Raw genomic sequence first — 19617 nt, forward strand, 5'->3', positions numbered from 1 at the left:
AGAAGGAACCCCATGGACTTCGGAGTCGTCCTCCAGACCAACCCGCCCGCCTCGCGCACCGTCGCGCTCGCCGTCCTCGCGGAGACGCACGGCTTCGACTACGCGTGGACCTTCGACTCGCACCTGCTCTGGCAGGAGCCCTACGTGATCTACTCGCAGATCCTCGAGAGGACGCACCGGATCACGGTCGGCCCGATGGTCACCAACCCCGCCACGCGCGACTGGACGGTCATCGCCTCGCTGCACGCGACGCTCAACGAGATGTACGGGAACCGCACGGTGTGCGGGATCGGACGCGGCGACTCGGCGGTGAGGGTGACCGGAGGAGCTCCGACGACGCTCAAGACGCTGCGGGAGTCGATCCACGTCATCCGCGAGCTCGCCAACAGCCGTCCGGTCGAGTACAACGGCCAGACGCTGCAGTTCCCGTGGAGCCGGGGCTCGTCCCTGGAGATGTGGGTGGCCGCCTACGGCCCGCTCGCCCTGAAGCTCGCGGGCGAGGTCGGCGACGGCTTCATCCTGCAGCTGGCCGACGTGGACATCGCGCGCTGGATGATCGGCGCCGTCAAGGAGGCGGCGGCGAACGCCGGCCGGGATCCCGAGTCGCTGCAGTTCTGCGTCGCGGCGCCGATGTACATCGGCACCGACCGGGAGCACATGCGCGACCAGTGCCGCTGGTTCGGCGGGATGGTCGGCAACCACGTGGCCGACATCGTGGGCCGCTACGGCGCCTCCGGAGCGGTGCCGCAGGCGCTGACGGACTACATCGCCGGGCGCGAGGGCTACGACTACAACGAGCACGGCCGCGCGGGCAACAGCCACACCGCCTTCGTGCCGGACGAGATCGTGGAGCGCTTCTGCGTGCTGGGCACGGCGGACGAGCACGTCGAGAAGCTCCGGGCGCTCGCCGACATCGGCGTGACGCAGTTCGCGGGCTACCTCCAGCACGACAACAAGGAGGAGACGCTGCGCGTGTACGGCGAGCGGATCATCCCGGAGCTGCGCGAGCACATCGTGGCCCGCGCATGAGACCGGCCCTCGCGCGCGGGCTCGTGCTCGGCGCCGCCGGGCTGCTCCTGCTCGCGCTGGTGTGGGAGGGCTGGAAGGCGCTCGGGCCCGAGGCCGGGGTGGTCGTCGGAGGAGTCACGGTGCTCCCGCGCACGAGCGCCATCGCGATGCCCCACCTCTGGGAGATCGCGGCCCGGCTCGGCGAGCCGGTCACCGGAGCGCGGAACGCCCCGGCGCTGTGGTCGGCCGTCGTGGGGGCGAGCGCCTTCTCGCTCGGGATCGCCGCGGTCGGCTGGGTCGTCGGCACGGTCGTGGGGCTGCTCCTGGCTCTCCTGATGCAGCGGTTCCGCACGGCGGAGTCGGCGGTGCTGCCCTGGATCGTGCTGAGCCAGACGGTGCCCCTGATCGCGATCGCCCCACTGGTGCGGCGCTGGGGGTCGCAGCTCGAGCTCGGACCGGTGACCTGGGAGAACTGGATGTCGGTGGCCCTGATCGCCTCCTACCTCGCGTTCTTCCCCGTCTCGATCGGGGCGCTCCGCGGGCTCGGCTCGCCGACGGCCCACCAGGTCGAGCTGATGCACGTCTACGGCGTCGGCTGGTGGAAGACGCTGGTGCGCCTGAGGCTGCCGGCGAGCGTGCCCTACCTGCTGCCGGCCCTCCGGCTCGGAGCGGTCAGCGCCGTCGTCGGCACGATCGTCGCCGAGGTCTCGATCGGCCTGCGCGGCGGGATCGGCCGCATGATCATCGAGTTCGCCTCCGCTGCCGGAGGCGACCCCGCCAAGCCCTGGGCGCCGATCCTCGGGGCGGTGCTGGTGGGCCTCGCGGCCGCCGGCTCCGTCGCTCTGCTCGGCACCCTCCTCCGTCCGTACCGCCGAGGGGAGCAGCCCGCATGAGTCCTGCAGGATCCGCGGTCGTCGTCGACTCCGTCACGAGGACCTTCACCACCGCCCGCGCCGCGAGCGTCACGGCGCTCCAGGACGTCTCGCTCGAGGTGGCCGCGGGAGAGTTCGTCTCGCTGATCGGCCCGTCCGGCTGCGGCAAGTCGACGCTGCTGCGGCTGATCGCCGACCTCGACGAGCCGGACTCCGGCTCGATCGCCGTGTTCGGCAAGACGGCCCGGCAGGCGAGGCTAGACCAGGACTACGGGATCGCGTTCCAGCAGGCGGGCCTCCTGCCGTGGCGCACGATCCGGGCGAACATCGCCCTGCCGCTGGAGCTGCACGGCGTCGCCGCGACCGCCCGGCGCTCGCGCGTCGACGAGCTGCTGGCGCTGGTCGGGCTCGGCGACTTCGCCGACTCCTACCCGGACCAGCTCTCCGGCGGGATGCAGCAGCGCGTCGCCATCGCGCGGGCGCTCGCCGAGAGCCCGCGCCTGCTCCTCATGGACGAGCCGTTCGGGGCGCTCGACGAGATGACCCGCGAGCGGATGCAGACGGAGCTGCTGCGGATCCGGCGCGAGACCGGCGCCGCCGTCGTCTTCGTCACCCACTCGATCCCGGAGGCGGTGTTCCTCTCGGACCGCGTCGTGGTGATGTCGCCGCGGCCGGGCAGGATCCGCGACGTCCTCCCGGTCGGACTCCCCGGAGCATCCGAGCGCGACGCGGCGGTCAGGGAGGACACGGCGTTCTTCCGCGACGTGAGCGCCGTGCGCGAGCTGCTGCACGGGGATCCCGCCGCCGTGCCGCGCGGAGTGGAGAACCGGTGAGCACGACGGCGCTGGCGCGCAGCGTGCTCGCGCCGCTCGTGCTCGGGATCGCCGCGGTCCTGCTCTGGCAGGCCGGGGTCACCGCTCTGGCGATCCAGCCGTTCGTGCTCCCGTCGCCGCTGGCGATCGGACGGGAGTTCGCCGCGAACCTCGGCTCCGTCGCCGAGGGCAGCGCGGTGACCGGCCGCAACGCGCTGGTCGGCCTGCTGGTCGGCGCGGTGCTGGCGGTCGTGGTCGCCGGGCTCTCGGCGCTCGCGCGGGTCTTCGACGGACTGGTCGCGCCGATCGTGGCCGCGGCCGCCGTCGTGCCGATCGTCGCCCTCGCTCCGGTGCTCTACACGATGTTCGGAGCGAACGCCGAGACCGCGAGGCAGCTCGTCGCGGCGCTCGCCGTGTTCGTGCCGGTGTACGTGACGACGCTGCGCGGGCTGCGGCAGGCCGCTCCGGTGCACCGCGACCTGCTGAAGGCCTACGCGGCGACCCCCTGGCAGACCGCCCGCACGATCACGCTGCCGGGAGCAGTGCCCTACGTCTTCACGGGGCTCCGCATCGCCTCCTCGCTCGCGGTGATCTCGGCGCTGGTCGCCGAGTACTTCGGCGGACCCGTGGGCGGGCTCGGCAAGTCGATCACGACGGCGGCCTCGGGCAGCGACTACGCGCTCGCCTACGCCTACGTCCTGGGCGCTGTGCTCGTCGGCCTCGCGTTCTACTGCGTGACGGCCGCGCTCGAGGCGTTCGCGCTGCGCCGCAGCCGGCTGCGCTGAGCGCGGCGCCGCGCGTCCCCGCACCCTCCTCGATCCTCCCGATTCCCGATTCCCGACTCCACCCGACGCACCATCCGCACCGCCCGCATCATCAGCGCCACCTGCACCACAGCACCACCTGCACCGCCGCACCACGGGGCGCGCCGCACCGGCGACCCCGCAGACCGCACCAGGAGGACCCGTGACCAGACGCACCCGCATCACCCTGACGACGACCGCCGCCTTCGCGGCCGTGGGCCTCGCGCTCACCGGCTGCAGCGCCTCCGGCGGCTCCGACCCGGGGTCGGATTCCGGCTCCGGCGGCCTCACGCCGGTCACCCTGCAGCTGCAGTGGGTGGCCCAGGCGCAGTTCGCCGGGTACTACGCCGCGCTCGACCAGGGCTACTACGAGGACGAGGGCCTCGACGTGACGATCGCCGAGGGAGGCGGCGACATCGTCCCCCAGGACGTGCTCGCCTCGGGCGACGCCGACTACGCGATCTCCTGGGTGCCCAAGGTCCTCGGCTCGATCGAGCAGGGGGCCGGGATCACCGACGTCGCGCAGATCTTCGAGCGCAGCGCCACCACGCAGATCTCCTTCAAGGACAAGGGGATCACCTCGCCCGCCGACCTCGCCGGGAAGAGCGTGGGCAGCTGGGGCTACGGCAACGAGTGGGAGCTGTTCGCCGGCATGCAGAAGGACGGCGTCTCCCTCGACGACATCTCGCTGGTGCAGCAGCAGTTCGACATGAACGGCTTCCTCGCGGGCGACATCGACGCGGCCCAGGCGATGACCTACAACGAGTACGCCCAGGTCCTCGAGACCGTGAACCCCGCCACAGGCGAGCTGTACCAGCCGGACGACCTGAACGTCATCAGCTGGAACGACGTGGGCACCGCAATGCTCCAGGACGCGATCTGGGCGGACGCGGGCAGGCTCGCGGACGACGACGCGTACGCCGAGCAGACGGTCGCCTTCATCAAGGCCTCGATCAAGGGCTGGATCTTCGCGAAGGACGATCCGCAGGCGGCGGCCGACATCGTGACCGCGGCCGGATCCACGCTCGGCACCAGCCACCAGCTCTGGATGACCAACGAGGTCAACAAGCTGATCTGGCCCTCGACGAGCGGCGTCGGGATGATCGACGAGGCCGCGTGGCAGCAGACGGTCGACATCGCGAAGGAGACGGAGAACGAGACGGGAGCGACGAGCATCAGCGCGGACCCGCCCGCCACCGCCTACTCGAACGAGTACGTCGAGAAGGCGCTCGCGGAGCTCGCCGAGGAGGGAGTGGACACGAGCGGTGCCGACTACGCGCCGATCGACGTGACGCTGGAGGCCGGCGGCGCCTGAGCCCGGACTCCGCCCCTCCCGGCTCCTCCCGGCCCCTCCCGCCCCGGAGGGGGCCGGGAGGGGTAGGCTGGACCCTCGTGACTACTTTCAAGAAGACGCCGTTCACCGTGAACGTGCGCGACCTCGTGAGGCGGCCGGGCGAGATGCGCGAGCACCGCCTCGAGCTCGAGGCGCCGGAGCAGTTCGGCGAGGGGATCGTCGCGGTCCGCAAGGGATCGGCCGTCGATCTCGACGTCCGGCTCGAGTCCGTGCACGAGGGGATCCTGGCCAGTGTCGAGGTGTCGGCGAGGGCCGACGGCGAGTGCAGCCGGTGCCTGACCGACATCTCCCTGCCTGTCGATGTCGAGTTCCAGGAACTTTTCGCGTACTCTTCTGACGAAGCTTTCGACTATGAGGTTCACGACGACCACGTGGATCTTGAACCTCTGGTCAGGGATGCGGTGGTTCTGTCGCTGCCGTTCCAGCCGGTCTGCCGGCCGGACTGTCCGGGCCTCGACCCCGTCACGGGGGAGCGGCTGGCCGATTCCTCCACGCCCGAACCCGAGGCGCCGCGCGACTCCCGGTGGGCCGCGCTCGCAGGGTTGAGCGAGGGGGACGGCGGGGCCGCAGCGCCCGGAGCTTCCACCGACAGAGCTTCCGCAGACAGCGGTGAGGGCGCGACCGCCCGCACCGAATCCGACTAGAGGTAGAGAAGAGAGAATCATGGCTGTTCCCAAGAGGAAGAAGTCCCGCGCGAACACCCACGCCCGTCGTTCGCAGTGGAAGGCCGAGGTCCCCACCCTCGTCAAGACCATCGAGAACGGCAAGGTCGTCTACAGCCTTCCCCACCGCGCCAAGGTCGTCGAGGACTCCGCGGGCACCGCGCTGTTCCTCGAGTACAAGGGCCGCAAGGTCGCCGACGTCTGATCCCGCTCCTGGTCCGCACGGCGCGGGGCGCACCGCCCCTCGACGAACGGACCGCGGTCCATGGTGAACCAGACCTCCGCACGACCCTCCAGCGACGACCGGTCGCGTCTGGAGGCCACGCTCGGCGTGAGCCTCGACGGTGAGCTCTTCGAGCTCGCCCTGACGCACCGGTCGTTCGCTTTCGAGCACGGCGGCATCCCGCACAACGAGCGCCTCGAGTTCCTCGGCGACTCGATCCTCGGGCAGGCCGTGACCGTCATGCTCTACACCGAGTACCCCGCCCTCAGCGAGGGCGACCTGGCCAAGCGCCGGGCGAGCCTCGTCTCGACCGTCGCGCTCGCCGAGATCGCCCGCGGCATCGGCCTGGGCGAGTTCCTCCGCCTCGGACGCGGCGAGGAGCTGACCGGCGGCCGCGACAAGGCGTCGATCCTCGCCGACACCGTCGAGGCCATCATCGGCGCCGTCTACCTGGGCACCGGGCCCGACGCGGCCCGCGACCTGGTGCTGCGCCTGATCGCCCCTCTGCGGGCCGATCCGCTCCGGTTCGGCGTCTCGATGGACCCGAAGACGAGCCTCCAGGAGGCGGCCGCCGAGCGCGGTGCGCCGGCCCCGCGCTACGAGATCGCCGCCACCGGCCCCGACCACAACAAGGTGTTCGTCGCCACCGTGATCGTCGGCGGACTCGTCACCGCCCGCGGCGAGGGGACGAGCAAGAAGGCGGCCGAGATGGCCGCCGCGCTCGACGCGTGGACGCGTCTGGCGGCCCCCGGCGCACCCGCCGCTCCCGCGGTCTCGGACTGACCGTGCCCGAGCTGCCCGAGGTCGAGGTGGTGCGGGCGGGCCTCGCTCCCGCGGTCACCGGCTCCCTGGTGACCGGCGTCGAGATCGTCGACGAACGCTCGCTGAAGCGGCACGTGCATCCGCACGGGACCTTCGAGCGCCTGCTCGTCGGGCGCCGGCTCGAAGCGGCGGTGCGGCGCGGGAAGTTCCTCTGGCTGCCCGCGGGCCGCGACGAGGCGCTGCTGGTGCACCTCGGCATGAGCGGCCAGGTGCTGCTGCGCACGGCGGATGCGGCGCTGCCGCGGCTGGCGCGCATCCGGATCGGGATCGAGCACCCCGAGCACGGCGAGCTCGCCCTGCACTTCGTCGACCAGCGGATCTTCGGCTCGATGGCGGTCGACGCTCTGGTGCCGACCCCGGACGGAGCGCCGGGCGGCTACGCGGGGGAGGAGGTCCGCGGAGGCGGCTGGCTGCGCGCCGTGCCCTCGCAGGTCGCGCACATCGCCCGCGATCCGCTCGACCCCTCCTTCGACCTGGGCTCGGTCGTCGCGTCGCTGGCGAGGAGGAGCAGCGGGATCAAGCGGGCGCTGCTCGACCAGACGCTCGTGAGCGGCATCGGGAACATCTACGCGGACGAGTCGCTGTGGGCGGCGGAGCTGCACCCGGAGCGGCCGAGCTCGTCGCTCGGCGAGGCGCGCATCCGCCGCCTCTTCGACGAGGTGCGCTCGGTGCTCGAACGGGCGCTGGCCGAGGGCGGCACCAGCTTCGATGCGCAGTACGTGAACGTGAACGGTGCCTCCGGCTACTTCTCGCACAGCCTGCACGCCTACGGGCAGACGGGGAAGCCGTGCGCCCGGTGCGGCGCGGCGATCGTGCGGGTGCCGTTCATGAACCGCTCCTCGCACCTCTGCCCGCACTGCCAGCAACTGCCGCGCTGACGCGCCGGGAGGCGCCGCCTCAGGCGGCGGCGTCGGCGGGCGCCGGAGCGTACCGGGAGTGGACGACGAGCTCGCCCAGCAGCGTCGCGACGAGCGTGATGACCGCGGCGATCGCCAGGCCGAGCCAGAGTCCGACCAGCAGGGCGAGCGCGCCGACTCCGGCACCCGCGGCGATCAGGACGATCGCCGCCGCGCGGCGGAACCACGGCTGACCGGAACCACCCGCCAGGCGGGAGTCCGCAGCGAGGCCCGTGATCGTCGAGGTGACGACGACCGTCGTGACGTCCTTGACGGCGAGGTGGCGGGCGGTCGCGGCCTGGAGGCCCATCGCCCCGCCCAGTACGCCGGTGACGGTGAAGGCGAGCGGCTCGGGGTGCTCAGGCACGACCGCGAGCACGATCGCCAGGACGCCGAGCAGGATGCCGACCACCGCGAAGAGCCAGGTCGAGCGCGAGGTCCAGCCCTTCTTCACCGGGCGGAGCACCCGGCCGCCGATCACGGCGCCGATCATGAAGGCGCCCAGCGCGATCAGGGGGCCGACCACGGGCAGGTCGGCCGCGCCGGAGAGGGCCATGCCGAGGATGACGACGTTGCCGGTCATGTTGCCGGCGAAGACGCGGTCGAGCCCGAGGTACCCGACGGCGTCGATGATGCCGGTCGAGAAGGTGAGGGCGAGCATCAGGCCGAGGGTCGCGCCCTCGGAGCGGGTGCGCAGGCGTCGGAACACAGGAGTCCTGTCGTCGGGGGCGGGTCTGGAGAATCGTGGCACACGCGTGCACATGCTCGAAACACGGCGAGGTTAGGGTCGGACGGCGCGGACGGGCCGCGCGGGAGGCGGACGCGCATGCGGTGGACGGAGTGGGCGGTGCAGCCCGGTGAGGGAGTGCCGCCGGGGGTCGACTACCTGCCGGCCGAGCCGGGGTCGGTGCTGTGGGGGCGCCTGCCGTGCGCAGCGGACGCGCCCGTGCTCACCGTCGACTCGGGGGCCGAGGTCGTCATCGACACGCTCAGCCACGAGGGCGTGCTGGAGGACCAGGGCCGCGATCCGGTCGCCTTCTTCGGCCGCCACGGAGTCGCTCCGGAGGGAGTGCTGCGCGACGCGGTCGCGCTCGCCGCGGACGGGCCGTTCCGCGACGGCGAGACGGACGGGCCGCACGTGGTCACGGGGCCGATCGCGGTCCGGGGAGCGCTGCCGGGGGACCTGCTCCGGATGACCCTCCTCGAGGCCGAGCCGCGCGTGCCGTACGGAGTCGTCTCGAACCGGCACGGCCGCGGGGCGCTGCCGGGCGAGTACCCGCTGCAGGAGGGGCCGTTCAGCGTCTTCGCGCGCGTCGACGAGGACGCGCAGGGCGGTCTCCGCGGCGTGATCCCGCTGGTGCCGGGAGGAGAGCGGGCCGCCCGGTTCCCGCTCCGGCCGTTCCTCGGGATCATGGGCGTCGCCGTCGCAGGGGAGGAGCGCCCGCACTCCGTGCCGCCCGGTGCGCACGGGGGCAACATCGACATCGCACTGCTGACCGCCGGAACCAGCCTCTACCTTCCCGTGCAGGTCCCGGGCGCGCTCGCGTACGTCGGCGATCCCCACTTCGCGCAGGGCGACGGCGAGGTGGCGCTGACGGCGATGGAGGCGAGCCTGCGCGTCCGGGTGCGCCTGGAGGTCGTCCCGCGCGCCGAGGCGCTCGCGGCGTTCGGGGAGCTGCTCGGGCCGATGGGGGAGACCGGCGAGTTCCTCGTGCCCACCGGGATGGACGAGGACCTGGACGTCGCCGTGCAGAAGTGCGTCCGCGCGGCCATCGCGCTGCTGGCGGCCCGCTACGGGATGGACCCGGCTCACGCCTACGCCTACCTCAGCGCGGCGACCGACTTCGACATCTCGCAGGTCGTCGACCTGGTGAAGGGCGTGCACGCCCGCGTTCGGACGGCCGACTTCGATGACTGACCCGCGGGTGACGACGCTCGAGGGCGACCTGCCGGACGGGCTGGTGGACGCGGTCCTGGCCTACGAGGCGGCGCTCGGGGCGGACGACGTCGCGGCGCTCGCCGACGCGTTCGTGGACGCGCCGACGACGCTCCGGGGCGACGCCTCCGGACTGCTCGTCGGACACGCGGTGATCACCGGCTTCCGGGGTCGTCGCGGCGGGGCACCGGTGCGGGAGCTGGTGGAGCTGCACGTGCGGGCGGTCGATGCGGGCACGGCGCTCGTGGTGAGCGTGAACGCTCCGGCCCGTGGCGGGCGCGGGCTCGTCACGCAGCTGTGGTCGCGCGAGGGCGGGACCTGGCGGGTGCGCGCCGCGCAGGTGCAGGCGCCCTCGCCCGCGCTGGACCCCCGCGTCTGGCGCGCCGTCGGCGCGCCGCTCGTGCCGGCCGCCGGCTCCGGGACCCTCGACGGACTGGACGTCGCGGTCAAGGACCTCTTCGCGATCGAGGGCCAGCGGATCGGCGCGGGAGTGCCGGCCCGCCTCGCTTCCGCGCCGATCGAGGCGGCGACCGCTCCGGCCGTCGCGCAGCTGCTCGCAGCGGGAGCGTCGGTGCGCGGGATCGCGCAGACCGACGAGTTCGCCTACAGCATCGCCGGCCGGAACTCCGGCTACGGGACGCCGCCCAATCCGGCCGTGCCCGGAGCGATCCCGGGCGGATCGTCGAGCGGACCGGCGACCGCCGTGTCGCTCGGGCAGGCCGCCGTCGGGCTGGCGACCGACACCGCGGGATCGATCCGGGTACCCGCCTCCTACCAGGGCCTGTGGGGGCTGAGGACGACCCACGGTGCGGTGCCCGTCGAGGGGCTGCTGCCGCTGGCGCCGAGCTTCGACACCGTCGGGTGGCTGACGCGGGATCTCGGCACGCTGAGGCGGGTGGCCGAGGTCTGCCTGCCGTCCGGCCCGCCGGTGCGGAGTCTCGCGGTGGCGCCGGCGCTGCTGGGCGGTGTGGACGCGGCCGTCCGGGCGGCGTTCCGATCGGCGGTCGGGAGGATGAGCGCCGACGAGGTCGAGCTGCCGCCCGTGGCGGAGATGCTCGAGGCGTTCCGGCTCGTGCAGGCGGCGGAGGCGTGGCGGTCGAGCGGCTCGTGGGTCGCGGCGCATCCGGGAGTGCTGGCGGCGGACGTCCAGGCGCGCTTCGATGCGGCCTCGCTCGTCGACGAGCAGACGGAGGCGGACGCGCGGGCGCGAGTCGCGGGGTTCCGGGAGGCGCTCGACCGTGCGCTCGAGGGGCGGGTGCTCCTCCTGCCGTCGACGTCGTCGGTGGCGCCGGCCCTCGATGCGTCGGCCGAGGCGATCGACGCGGCGCGGACGGCGACGCTCGGCCTGACCTGCGTCGCCGGGATCGGCGGGTATCCGGCGCTGTCGGTGCCGCGATTGAGTGTCGGCGGCGCTCCGGTGGGGCTCTGCCTGGTGGGACCGCGGGGGTCGGATCTCGCGCTGCTGGAGCTGGTCGGCACGCTCTGAGGGGGCCATGCCCCGAGCTCGTCCTCTCCCTCGTCGTGAATCGGCTCCTTCCGCCGTCAGAACGGGGGCGGCGCATCGCTGAAGCTCGGCCTGCGCCGCGGCGGGGCTGGCGGCGCGGGCGGATCGGATGGACGGGTGACCACGCGTCGGCCCGTGGGGGTGGTCCAGTCGGCCGATCCGTCGGGGTGGAGCGTGTAGGTCCAGCGGTCGCCGTGGCGGACGTGGTGGTGGGCGACGCAGAGCGACGCCAGGTTGTCGAGGGCGGTGGCGCCTCCGTGACGCCACTCGAGCGTGTGGTCGGCCTCGGCGGTCGCCGCGGGCCGGGTGCAGCCGGGGAAGCGGCATGTCCGGTCGCGCAGCTGGAGGGCGAGGCGCATCCGCGGGAGAGGGAGGCGGTGCGTGCGTCCGACGGAGACCACGGCGCCCGTGCTCGGACGGGTGAGCACCGGGGTGACGGCCGAGTCGGCTCCGAGGAGCTCGCGCGCGACGCCGGCCGGGATGAGGCCGTAGCCGTCCAGTTCCGCGGGGGTCTCGTCCTGCCCGGCCGCGGTGCTCGCGGCGAGGGTCAGACGCACCTCGGCCCGGATGCCGCGAGCGGACGTGCGCGGACGCTCGTCGCCCGGCGCCGTGCCGGACACGTCGGGTCGCAGAGCAGGTCGACCAGGGCGTCGGCCCGCAGCTGCGCGAGCGTGCGCTCCTCCGCTGCACCGCTCCCGTCGCAGAGGGCGCGGGCGATCCGGTCGAGCCGCGCGAGCGCACCGAACGCTGCCGGAGCGGGGAGGGTCGCGCAGAGCGTGGCCATGCCGTCCTGCTCGGGCGAGACCCGGACAGACCGGTCCTCCCGAGCGCGGGCGTGCCGGTCGGCCAGAGGACTCTCGTGGAGCTCGTCCCGCAGCCGGGCGAGGCGTCGCTGCAGCTGGGTCGGCGTCATCGAGGCGGCCAGTCCCGCGGCCCGCTCGTCGAACTCCGGGAGGGAGGCCGGCGGCAGGGTGGCCGCGACTCCGCAGATGATCTGCCCCGCCTCCCAGCGCAACCGCGCCTCGGCCAGCGCGGCGCGCGTGCAGGGCAGGTGGTCGACCAGCAGGCGGGCGTGCTCGAGGTCGCGCGCGGCCACCCGCTCGGACACGGCGAGCGCGACGGCGAGCTCGGCCCGGACGGAGCGCTCCACGAGGTCGCGCGACTCGGCGGGAGACCCGCCGCGCGCGAACGCCTCCGGGCGACGCAGAGCAGCCGTGTACGCCTCGTGCAGCGCCTCGGCGGAGGCGAGGTGGAGCGGAGCCGCCGAGCGGGCGAGCAGCGCCGCGCGGTCGCCGAGGGCGCGGACCTCCTCGAGTCCCTGCCGCATCCCATCCGCCATACTCGTATTGAACCAGCGACCACCGACACGCGGGCCGCAGGTGCGTCCGATCGGGAGAACCCGCTCGCCGGACGGCCCTGTGGAGGAGGCTCGCCGCACCAGCGGACGTCGAGCCGGCTCCGATCAACCGGATCAGGACGATCCGCACAGGACCGACGTCGCCGTCAGCAGGACCACGAGGACGCCGATGACGACGAGGAGAGCTCCGCCCGCGGCCGTCAGGAACGGCGACTGCCCCGAAGGCCGGGCCCGTTGCCCGTGCTTCCGCAGCTGATCCCGGGCCCGCGCAGAGATCCGCTCGCTCTGAGTGATGAACACCACGCCGAAGATGATCGCGATCGACGCCTAGGTGAGGGCGACGATCCGGTCCTCGATCACCGTCCGGAGGCCCTTCCCTCCCTCACGGCCCTCCTGCCGACCAGCGTCTCGCGACCCTCCCCGACGACCCCCGCCACACCGCGAAACACCGGCGAAACGTCCGTCGCATAGGCTCTCCGGGTGAAACGACTGTTTCTCTCCCGCTCGTGAAGAGGTGGCCCATGACCGCGCCCGCACCGTTCCTCCCCGTCGATCCGCCGCCGCGCCTGCTGATGGGGCCGGGCCCGATCAACGCGGATCCGCGCGTCCTGCGTGCGATGTCGGCGCAGCTGGTCGGGCAGTACGACCCGTTCATGACGGCGACGATGACGGAGACGCAGGAGCTGTATCGGCAGGTGTTCCGCACCCGCAACGAGAAGACGATGCTCGTCGACGGCACGAGCCGTGCGGGCATCGAGGCGGCGCTGGTCTCGATGCTGGAGCCGGGCGACCGCGTGCTCGTGCCGGTCTTCGGGCGGTTCGGGCACCTCCTCCGGGAGATCGCGGAGCGCTGCGGCGCGGAGGTGCACGTGATCGAGGCCGAGTGGGGGCAGGTCTTCCCCGTCTCGGCGATCGCCGAGGCCCTGGCCCGGGTGAAGCCGAAGATGCTGGCCGTGGTCCACGGCGACACGTCGACCACCATGGCGCAGCCGCTGGAGGAGCTCGGCGCCCTCTGCGAGAAGCACGGCGCCCTCTTCTACACCGACGTCACCGCCTCCCTCGCGGGCAACGCCTTCGCGACCGACGAGCTCGGGCTCGACGCGGTCACCGCGGGGCTCCAGAAGTGCCTGGGCGGCCCGTCCGGGTCGGCTCCCGTCACCTTCTCGGAGAAGGCCGTCGCGGTGATCGAGTCGCGCAGGAGCATCGAGGCGGGGATCCGCGACGAGGGCGACACTGTCAGCGCCCGCCGCGTCCGCTCCAACTACTTCGACCTCGGGATGGTCTTCGACTACTGGGGGCCGCGCCGCCTCAACCACCACACCGAGGCGACCACGATGCTCTACGGCGCGCGCGAGTGCGCCCGCATCGTCGTCGAGGAGGGCCTGGACGAGACGGTCGCCCGCCACGCGCTACACGGGTCGGCGATGCTCGCCGGAGTCCGCGGCCTCGATCTCGAGGTGTTCGGCGACGTCGGGCACAAGATGACGAACGTCGTCGCGGTGCGCATCCCGCAGGGCGTGAACGGGGACGCGGTGCGCGGGGAGATGCTCGCCGACTTCGGCATCGAGATCGGCACGTCCTTCGGGCCGCTGCACGGGAAGGTCTGGCGCATCGGCACGATGGGCTACAACGCCCGGACGGACGCGGTGCTGACCACCCTGGCGGCGCTGGAGGCGGTGCTGCGCCGCGCGGGCGCCTCCGTGCCGGTGGGCGGCGGAGTCGCGGGGGCCTACGAGGTCTACGGGGCGGCACGCGCATGACCGGCACGACCGCGGACCCCACGACCGCGCCCACCGCCGCCACCGCCGCGACCGCCCTCGACGCCGCCGCGATCATGGCCCGCTGCGACGAGCTCGCCGCGGTCTCCTCCAGCCGCGACGGCATCGAGCGGGTCTACCTCTCGCCCGAGCACGCCCGGGTGAACGCGATGGCCGCGCGTTGGATGACCGAGGCGGGCATGCGCACCTGGCAGGACGCGGCCGGCAACCAGTGCGGCCGCTACGAGGGCGCGACTCCGGGACTCCCGGCGCTCCTGCTCGGCTCGCACCTCGACACGGTGCCCGACGCGGGCCGCTACGACGGGATCCTCGGCGTGATGCTCGCGATCGCCGTGGTGTCGCGCCTGCACGGGGCGGGCCGGCGCCTGCCGTTCGCCGTCGAGGTCGTCGCGTTCGGCGACGAGGAGGGCACCCGCTTCGGCACAGCGCTCCTCGGCTCCCGCGCCCTCGCCGGCACCTGGGACGAGCACTGGTGGGAGCTCGAGGACGCCGACGGGACGACGCTCGTCGAGGCGTTCCACGAGTTCGGGCTGGACCCCTCGCGCATCCGCACCGCCGCGCGCGACGCGCAGGACGTTCTCGCCTACCTCGAGGCGCACATCGAGCAGGGCCCCTACCTGGAGGAGGCGGACCGCGCCCTCGCCGTGGTCTCCTCGATAGCGGGCGCCCGCCGCTTCGCACTCACCCTCACCGGCAAGGCCGGGCACGCGGGCGGAGTTCCGCTCGACCGCCGCCGCGACGCGCTCACCGGGGCGGCCGAGGCCGTGCTCGCGGTGGAGCGCATCGCGCGGGAGCAGGGCGTGATCGCCACGGTCGGCCGGCTCGAGACCTTCCCGGGCGCGGTCAACGTCATCCCCGGCCGGGTCGAGTTCAGCCTCGACCTCCGCGCCGAGACCGACGCCCAGCGCGACACGGCGTGGGACGCCATCGAGCACGCGATGTCGGAGTCGGCGTCGCGCCGCCGTCTCGCGCTGACGGTGGAGGAGACCCATTCGGCCCCCGCGGTCGTCGCCTCCTCTCGGCTGCAGGACGTCGTGCGGGCGGGCATCCGCGCGACCGGGGACGCGGAGCCGATGGTGCTGTTCTCCAAGGCCGGCCACGACGCGATGGCGGTCGCCGACCTCGCCGAGTACGCGATGCTCTTCCTCCGCTGCGAGGGCGGCGTCAGCCACCACCCGGACGAGAACGTGACCGAGGCCGACGTCGCGACCGCGCTCGACGCGTTCGAAGCGGCCGTGCTGGCGCTCGCCGACGGGACGCCGACCGCGTGACTCCCGCCCCGGCCCCCTCGCCGAGCATCGGCCACCGCATCGATGCCGGCTACGCCGCGCTGTCGCGGCAGGAGCAGCGGGCGGCCGACTTCATCCTCGACCACCTCGGCGACCTGGCCGTCTACACGGCGACCGAGCTCGCCCAGCACAGCGGAGTGTCCAAGGCCACGGTCTCGCGGCTGTTCCGCCGCCTGGGGTTCTCGAACTCGCAGGAGGTGCGCGAGCACGCCCGGGCGCTGCGGTCCTCCGGTGTGCCGGTCGGTCCCGCGCAGGGACAGGGGGATCCGCTCGCCGCGCACCTCGAGAGCGAGCGGGCGAACCTGGCCCGGCTGGCCGCCGCGTTCGGCGACGGGCGGCTGGAGGAGGCGGTGCGGCTGATCGCGGGAGCGCGCGAGGTCGTCGTGATCGGACTGCGCAACAGCTACCCGGTGGCGCTGCACCTGCGCCAGCAGCTCGCGCAGGCGCGCGGACGCGTCCGGATCGCCCCGCAGCCCGGCCAGTCGCTCGGTGAGGAGCTCGAGGGGCTCGGAGCCGAGGACGTCGTGGTGCTGGTCGGCTTCCGCCGCCGCCCCGCCTCTTTCGCGGCCCTGATCGGGACGCTCGCCGCGCGCGAGGTGCCCGTGGTGCTCCTCGCGGATCCGCCCGCCCGGCGCTACGCGGAGCACGCGGCGGTCTGGCTGGAGTGCCCGGTCGACAGCGGCACGGCGCTGGACAGCTACGCGGCGGCGATGAGCGCGGTCGCGCTCGTGGCCTCCGGAGTGCTCGGGGCGTCGCCGAGGGAGTCGCGCGAGCGGATCGCCGGGATCAGCACGGCCTACGCGGAGCTCGCCGAGCTGGAGGACCGGCCGTGAGCGAGGCGGCGGAGCTGATCCGCGCGCACGCCAAGGACCCCGTCGGGCAGGCCGACCCGACTCCGGCCCTCGGCCGGGCCGAGCTGATCACCCCCACCTGCGGCGACCGGATCGAGCTGCGCGTCGACGGCGGCGCGGAGCAGGTGCGCCTCGCCTGGAGCGGGCGGGGGTGCGAGGTCTCGCGGGGATCCGCGTCGCTGCTCGTGGACGGTCTCGACGGGCTGCCGGCGTCGGACATGCGGGAGCGGATCGACGCGTTCCTCGCGGCGATGGCGCACCGGGAGGGTGCACTCGCCGGCGAGGAGCAGGCGCTGCTCGCGGTGGCGGGCAACCCCGTCCGCTCCGTCTGCGCGACGCTGGCCTGGCGGGCGCTGGCCGCCGCCCTCGACGACGCGGGCCTGGCGTGAACCGCTCAGTCCGGCCCGTCGCGGTCGGCTCCCGACCACAGATCGCCGCACTCCACCTCGCGCGCGCCCCTCGCGCGGAGCAGGTCGCGCGCGCCGGAGTCGCCGTGCACGCCCTCGAGGAGCTCCGGCCAGTGGTCCCGTCCCAGCAGCACCGGATGACCGGGCCGACCGCGGAAGACCGCGCGGGCGAGCACGTCCGGTGCGACCGGCGCCTCCGCGAGCAGCCGGGCCCCCACGCTCGGCGGCTCCTCGGGCAGGTCGACCAGGGCGACCAGCGCGGCGACGCCCTCGGCCGCGGCGAGACCCGCGCGGAGCGACGCCGAGAGGCCGCTCTCCCACTCCGCCGCGACGACCACGTCCGCGGACGGCGGCACCAGGAGGCGCGCCCGTCCGGCCTCCGCGCCCAGGACCACGAGCACCCGCTCGCAGCCCACCGCGCGGAGCCTCTCGACGGCTCGCTCCACCCAGGGAACTCCCGCCGCGTCGCACCGCAGCGCCTTCGGGCCGCCCGCCCGGCGCCCCGCACCCGCCGCGAGCACCAGCCCGACGAGGTCCCGACTCCCGACCAGATCCATCCGACCATCGTGCCGCAGGCCGAGCCCCTGCTCCGCCGGACGAAGGAGACCGCATGACCGACACCCGATCCGAGACCGCCCGCGACGTGCTGCTCGCGTGCCTCGCCGTCCCCCGCTGGGCCGACGAGGTCGCCTCCGGCGCGCCCTACCCGTCGGCCGACGCGCTCGCCGACGCGGCCGAGCGGGCCGCGCGCACGCTCACCGAGGAGGAGGTGGAGGCGGCGCTGGCCGACCACCCCCGGATCGGCGAGCGGCACGCGGGCGCGGGGCGCTCCTCCGCGTTCTCGGCCGCGGAGCAGGCGGCGAGCCGCACGGGCGACGAGGAGCTGACCCGGCGGCTGCTGGCCGGCAACCGCGCCTACGAGGAGCGGTTCGGGCGCGTGTTCCTCCTCCGCGCGGCCGGCCGCGACCGGGCCGAGGTCGTCGCGGAGCTGGAGCGGAGGCTCGGGCTCGACGACGAGACGGAGGCCCGCATCGTCGCGGAGCAGCTGCGGGAGATCACGGTGCTGCGCGTCCGCGGCCTCGACGACGGGCGCCTCGTCCGGGCGGAGGCCGCACGATGAGCGGGCACGCCAGCCGCGTCACCACCCACGTGCTCGACGCCGTCCGCGGCCGCCCCGCGCGCGGGGTCCCGGTGGCTCTCGACGCCCGTGTCGGCTCCGGCTGGGAGCGCCTCGCCGAGGCCCGCACCGACGACGACGGCCGCGTGGCGGCCTTCGGGCCGGAGCGCCTGGCCGCCGGGGTGCACCGGGTCGTCTTCGACACCGGCGCCTGGTTCGCCGCCTCGGGCACCGAGTCGTTCTACCCCGAGGTCGTCGTCGCCTTCCGCCTCGACGACGAGGAGGCGCACTTCCACATCCCGCTCCTGCTCAGTCCCTTCGCCTACTCGACCTACCGGGGCAGCTGATGCAGCTGCAGGACGTCCTCGACGCGCCGCAGCTGCGGCTGCGCGTGCTGGTCGCCGGCGACGGGGCGCTCGCGCGGCCGGTCGACGGCATCTTCACGACCGATCTCCTCGATCCGCGCCGCTACATCTCGCGCGACCAGCTGGTGCTGACCGGTCTGGTCTGGCGTCGGGACGCCCAGGACAGCGCGGCCTTCGTCGCCGCGGTCGCGGACTCGGGTGCCAGCGCTCTGCTCGCCGGCGAGGGGCTGCTGGGCTTCGTGCCGGACGACCTCGTCGTCGCCTGCCGCGAGCACGACGTCCCGCTGATCGCCGTGCCGGCCGACGTGTCGTTCGGTGCGATCACGGCGCACCTGTCGAACGCCCTCGCCGGCGACCGCGTGGCCCGGCTGACGGCCGCCCTCGCCCGCCAGCGGGAGCTGCTGACCGAGGTCTACCGGGGGCAGCAGCTCGACGAGCTCGTCACGCGCACCTCGCGCGAGCTCGGACTCCCCGTGTCGGTGCTGACCGCGACCGGCCGGACCGCGGCCTCCGCCTCGCCCCTGGGGCTGGGGGAGATCGAGCGGGTCGTGCACGCGGCGCTCACGGCCCGGCGCAGCCCGGTCGTGGTCGCGGACGCCCGCGGCGGCGCCCTGTCGGTCCTCACCGTCGCAGGCGCGGGCGAGCACCGCGCCACCTCCTGGCTGGTCGTCGTCGGGGGCGACTGGAACGACTGGCCCGCCGCAGTACTCGACGCCGTGACGGAGCTCGCCGGAGTCGTGGGGGTCTACCGGCTGCAGCGGGAGGCGGCGCTCTCGGCCGACTCCGCTCTCGCCGACCGCCTGCTCGAGCTCGTGGAGGAGGACAGCGAGCAGCCCGAGGCCGCGGTGTACCTGCGGCAGCTCGGACTCGGCGGCGCCGGGCGGTGCGCCGTGGTCGCCGCCGAGTTCGAGGGCGACGCGCCCCCGGACCTGGCGCGCCGTGTCCTGGTCGACGCCGCCGCGCACCTGGGCCGCGCCGTGGTCGGACGCGACGCCCAGGGCTGCGCGGTGGCGGTGCTGCCCACCGAGGCGACCGATGCGATCCCCACCGGCGCGGATCCGCTCGCCGTCGTCACCTCGGCGCTGCGACGAGCGGGAGCCGCGTGGCCGGGCGCCGTGCTGCGCGTCGGGACGAGCGCCGCGACTCCGCTGCCCGCGCTCGGCGGCGCCCTCCGCTCGGCACGCTACGGGATGCTGCTGCCGGGCTCTCCGGGCGACGACGCTCCGGTGCGGGTCAGCGACTCCGGGGAGGTCACCTCCGCCGTGCAGCTGCTGAGCGCGGTCCCCGACCACCTGCGCTCGGTGTTCGTCGAGCTGGTGCTCGGGCGGCTCGTCGAGCACGACGCGCGCTACGGCTCGCAGCTGGTCGCCACGCTCGCGGCGTTCCTCGACTGCGGCGGCTCGTGGGTGCGCACGGCGGAGCAGACGCACCTGCACCTGAACACGGTGCGGTACCGCATCGCGAGGGTGGAGGAGCTGACGCAGCGCGACCTGTCGGACACCGCGGACCGCGCCGACCTGTTCCTGGCGCTGCGCCTGCGCTGACGGCCGGGTGCGCGCGG

General features: G+C 74.2%; 23 protein-coding genes. 18 read left to right on the forward strand and 5 right to left on the reverse strand.

From position 1 onward, the window contains the following. Nucleotides 1–12: 12 nt before the first annotated feature. The 9 genes from GTU71_RS03695 to mutM all read left to right on the forward strand — a co-directional run bounded on the left by GTU71_RS03695 (nt 13) and on the right by mutM (nt 7434). Nucleotides 13–1029, forward strand: coding sequence for a TIGR03842 family LLM class F420-dependent oxidoreductase (locus GTU71_RS03695; protein ID WP_104226663.1), 1017 nt, complete (start codon nt 13–15; stop codon nt 1027–1029). Beyond that, nucleotides 1026–1901, forward strand: a complete 876-nt coding sequence (locus GTU71_RS03700) for an ABC transporter permease subunit (RefSeq protein WP_104226662.1) — start codon at nt 1026–1028, stop codon at nt 1899–1901. The genes GTU71_RS03695 and GTU71_RS03700 overlap by 4 nt, the downstream gene beginning before the upstream one ends. Then, complete coding sequence (locus tag GTU71_RS03705) at nt 1898–2713, forward strand: ABC transporter ATP-binding protein (RefSeq protein WP_104226661.1); 816 nt, start codon at nt 1898–1900, stop codon at nt 2711–2713. The genes GTU71_RS03700 and GTU71_RS03705 overlap by 4 nt, the downstream gene beginning before the upstream one ends. Then, the gene (locus GTU71_RS03710; RefSeq protein WP_104234206.1) at nt 2710–3477 is read left to right on the forward strand and encodes an ABC transporter permease subunit; all 768 of its coding nucleotides are present in this window, start codon (nt 2710–2712) and stop codon (nt 3475–3477) included. Before GTU71_RS03705 ends, GTU71_RS03710 begins: the two co-directional genes overlap by 4 nt. 181 nt (nt 3478–3658) lie before the next feature. Then, entirely contained in the window at nt 3659–4810 is a 1152-nt protein-coding gene (locus GTU71_RS03715) for an ABC transporter substrate-binding protein (protein ID WP_244230631.1), read from the forward strand. Between the two features lie 143 nt (nt 4811–4953). After that, a complete protein-coding gene (locus GTU71_RS03720) occupies nt 4954–5493 on the forward strand; it encodes a YceD family protein (RefSeq protein WP_104226701.1) in 540 nt (179 codons plus the stop codon). Between the two features lie 19 nt (nt 5494–5512). Beyond that, complete coding sequence (gene rpmF / locus GTU71_RS03725; RefSeq protein WP_104223482.1) at nt 5513–5716, forward strand: 50S ribosomal protein L32; 204 nt, start codon at nt 5513–5515, stop codon at nt 5714–5716. Between the two features lie 60 nt (nt 5717–5776). After that, nucleotides 5777–6517: a ribonuclease III gene (gene rnc, locus GTU71_RS03730; protein ID WP_104250952.1), complete on the forward strand. Its 741-nt coding sequence runs from the start codon at nt 5777–5779 to the stop codon at nt 6515–6517. Nucleotides 6518–6519: 2 nt separating this feature from the next. Then, nucleotides 6520–7434 carry a bifunctional DNA-formamidopyrimidine glycosylase/DNA-(apurinic or apyrimidinic site) lyase gene (gene mutM / locus GTU71_RS03735; RefSeq protein ID WP_159939326.1) on the forward strand — a complete coding sequence of 305 codons (915 nt, stop codon included), beginning with the start codon at nt 6520–6522 and terminating at the stop codon, nt 7432–7434. 19 nt (nt 7435–7453) lie between these two features. On the opposite strand, the gene GTU71_RS03740 is transcribed toward mutM, so the two are convergent. Next, the gene (locus tag GTU71_RS03740) at nt 7454–8161 is read right to left on the reverse strand and encodes a YoaK family protein (RefSeq protein ID WP_308470741.1); all 708 of its coding nucleotides are present in this window, start codon (nt 8159–8161) and stop codon (nt 7454–7456) included. Nucleotides 8162–8278: 117 nt separating this feature from the next. Here GTU71_RS03740 and GTU71_RS03745 point away from each other — a divergent pair, with 117 nt between their 5' ends. Further along, nucleotides 8279–9370 carry an acetamidase/formamidase family protein gene (locus GTU71_RS03745; protein WP_104226656.1) on the forward strand — a complete coding sequence of 364 codons (1092 nt, stop codon included), beginning with the start codon at nt 8279–8281 and terminating at the stop codon, nt 9368–9370. Further along, nucleotides 9363–10874, forward strand: coding sequence for an AtzH-like domain-containing protein (locus GTU71_RS03750; protein ID WP_159939327.1), 1512 nt, complete (start codon nt 9363–9365; stop codon nt 10872–10874). The genes GTU71_RS03745 and GTU71_RS03750 overlap by 8 nt, the downstream gene beginning before the upstream one ends. A gap of 56 nt (nt 10875–10930) precedes the next feature. Here GTU71_RS03750 and GTU71_RS03755 read toward each other — a convergent pair whose 3' ends face one another. The 3 genes from GTU71_RS03755 to GTU71_RS03765 all read right to left on the reverse strand — a co-directional run bounded on the left by GTU71_RS03755 (nt 10931) and on the right by GTU71_RS03765 (nt 12552). Beyond that, nucleotides 10931–11449: an HNH endonuclease signature motif containing protein gene (locus GTU71_RS03755; protein WP_159939328.1), complete on the reverse strand. Its 519-nt coding sequence runs from the start codon at nt 11447–11449 to the stop codon at nt 10931–10933. Then, nucleotides 11440–12219 (reverse strand): DUF222 domain-containing protein, encoded by a 780-nt coding sequence (locus tag GTU71_RS03760; RefSeq protein WP_159939329.1) that lies wholly within the window; start codon nt 12217–12219, stop codon nt 11440–11442. Before GTU71_RS03760 ends, GTU71_RS03755 begins: the two co-directional genes overlap by 10 nt. Nucleotides 12220–12363: 144 nt before the next feature. Next, the gene (locus GTU71_RS03765; RefSeq protein WP_104226652.1) at nt 12364–12552 is read right to left on the reverse strand and encodes a hypothetical protein; all 189 of its coding nucleotides are present in this window, start codon (nt 12550–12552) and stop codon (nt 12364–12366) included. Nucleotides 12553–12770: 218 nt separating this feature from the next. Here GTU71_RS03765 and GTU71_RS03770 point away from each other — a divergent pair, with 218 nt between their 5' ends. Genes GTU71_RS03770 through GTU71_RS03785 form a run of 4 tightly spaced genes read left to right on the forward strand, consistent with a single transcriptional unit; the run spans nt 12771 to nt 16556 of the window. After that, nucleotides 12771–14009: an alanine--glyoxylate aminotransferase family protein gene (locus tag GTU71_RS03770; RefSeq protein ID WP_244230632.1), complete on the forward strand. Its 1239-nt coding sequence runs from the start codon at nt 12771–12773 to the stop codon at nt 14007–14009. Then, on the forward strand, nt 14006–15298 hold the full coding sequence (locus tag GTU71_RS03775; RefSeq protein WP_104345267.1) for an allantoate amidohydrolase: 1293 nt from the start codon (nt 14006–14008) through the stop codon (nt 15296–15298). Before GTU71_RS03770 ends, GTU71_RS03775 begins: the two co-directional genes overlap by 4 nt. Further along, nucleotides 15295–16149: a MurR/RpiR family transcriptional regulator gene (locus tag GTU71_RS03780; protein ID WP_159939330.1), complete on the forward strand. Its 855-nt coding sequence runs from the start codon at nt 15295–15297 to the stop codon at nt 16147–16149. Before GTU71_RS03775 ends, GTU71_RS03780 begins: the two co-directional genes overlap by 4 nt. Continuing rightward, nucleotides 16146–16556 carry an iron-sulfur cluster assembly scaffold protein gene (locus GTU71_RS03785; RefSeq protein ID WP_104260556.1) on the forward strand — a complete coding sequence of 137 codons (411 nt, stop codon included), beginning with the start codon at nt 16146–16148 and terminating at the stop codon, nt 16554–16556. The genes GTU71_RS03780 and GTU71_RS03785 overlap by 4 nt, the downstream gene beginning before the upstream one ends. A gap of 5 nt (nt 16557–16561) precedes the next feature. On the opposite strand, the gene GTU71_RS03790 is transcribed toward GTU71_RS03785, so the two are convergent. Further along, entirely contained in the window at nt 16562–17131 is a 570-nt protein-coding gene (locus GTU71_RS03790; RefSeq protein WP_159939331.1) for an NTP transferase domain-containing protein, read from the reverse strand. A gap of 53 nt (nt 17132–17184) precedes the next feature. Here GTU71_RS03790 and uraD point away from each other — a divergent pair, with 53 nt between their 5' ends. From uraD to GTU71_RS03805, 3 genes are read left to right on the forward strand one after another with little or no spacing between them, the layout of a single operon-like run. Next, complete coding sequence (uraD, locus tag GTU71_RS03795) at nt 17185–17694, forward strand: 2-oxo-4-hydroxy-4-carboxy-5-ureidoimidazoline decarboxylase (RefSeq protein ID WP_104234584.1); 510 nt, start codon at nt 17185–17187, stop codon at nt 17692–17694. After that, nucleotides 17691–18038 (forward strand): hydroxyisourate hydrolase, encoded by a 348-nt coding sequence (uraH, locus tag GTU71_RS03800; RefSeq protein WP_104223494.1) that lies wholly within the window; start codon nt 17691–17693, stop codon nt 18036–18038. Before uraD ends, uraH begins: the two co-directional genes overlap by 4 nt. After that, nucleotides 18038–19600: a PucR family transcriptional regulator gene (locus GTU71_RS03805; RefSeq protein WP_104226647.1), complete on the forward strand. Its 1563-nt coding sequence runs from the start codon at nt 18038–18040 to the stop codon at nt 19598–19600. The genes uraH and GTU71_RS03805 overlap by 1 nt, the downstream gene beginning before the upstream one ends. Nucleotides 19601–19617: the final 17 nt, after the last annotated feature.

It is taken from the genome of Rathayibacter sp. VKM Ac-2762 (genome assembly GCF_009866585.1).
Lineage (GTDB): Bacteria > Actinomycetota > Actinomycetes > Actinomycetales > Microbacteriaceae > Rathayibacter.

Coding starts and splice junctions, on each gene's coding strand:
- GTU71_RS03695 (WP_104226663.1), top strand. CDS start 13: ATGGACTTCGGAGTCGTCCTCCAGACCAACCCGCCCGCCTCGCGCACC.
- GTU71_RS03700 (WP_104226662.1), top strand. CDS start 1,026: ATGAGACCGGCCCTCGCGCGCGGGCTCGTGCTCGGCGCCGCCGGGCTG.
- GTU71_RS03705 (WP_104226661.1), top strand. CDS start 1,898: ATGAGTCCTGCAGGATCCGCGGTCGTCGTCGACTCCGTCACGAGGACC.
- GTU71_RS03720 (WP_104226701.1), top strand. CDS start 4,954: ATGCGCGAGCACCGCCTCGAGCTCGAGGCGCCGGAGCAGTTCGGCGAG.
- rpmF (WP_104223482.1), top strand. CDS start 5,513: ATGGCTGTTCCCAAGAGGAAGAAGTCCCGCGCGAACACCCACGCCCGT.
- rnc (WP_104250952.1), top strand. CDS start 5,777: ATGGTGAACCAGACCTCCGCACGACCCTCCAGCGACGACCGGTCGCGT.
- GTU71_RS03745 (WP_104226656.1), top strand. CDS start 8,279: ATGCGGTGGACGGAGTGGGCGGTGCAGCCCGGTGAGGGAGTGCCGCCG.
- GTU71_RS03750 (WP_159939327.1), top strand. CDS start 9,363: ATGACTGACCCGCGGGTGACGACGCTCGAGGGCGACCTGCCGGACGGG.
- GTU71_RS03760 (WP_159939329.1), bottom strand. CDS start 12,219: ATGCGGCAGGGACTCGAGGAGGTCCGCGCCCTCGGCGACCGCGCGGCG.
- GTU71_RS03770 (WP_244230632.1), top strand. CDS start 12,771: ATGACCGCGCCCGCACCGTTCCTCCCCGTCGATCCGCCGCCGCGCCTG.
- GTU71_RS03775 (WP_104345267.1), top strand. CDS start 14,006: ATGACCGGCACGACCGCGGACCCCACGACCGCGCCCACCGCCGCCACC.
- GTU71_RS03790 (WP_159939331.1), bottom strand. CDS start 17,131: ATGGATCTGGTCGGGAGTCGGGACCTCGTCGGGCTGGTGCTCGCGGCG.
- uraD (WP_104234584.1), top strand. CDS start 17,185: ATGACCGACACCCGATCCGAGACCGCCCGCGACGTGCTGCTCGCGTGC.
- uraH (WP_104223494.1), top strand. CDS start 17,691: ATGAGCGGGCACGCCAGCCGCGTCACCACCCACGTGCTCGACGCCGTC.
- GTU71_RS03805 (WP_104226647.1), top strand. CDS start 18,038: ATGCAGCTGCAGGACGTCCTCGACGCGCCGCAGCTGCGGCTGCGCGTG.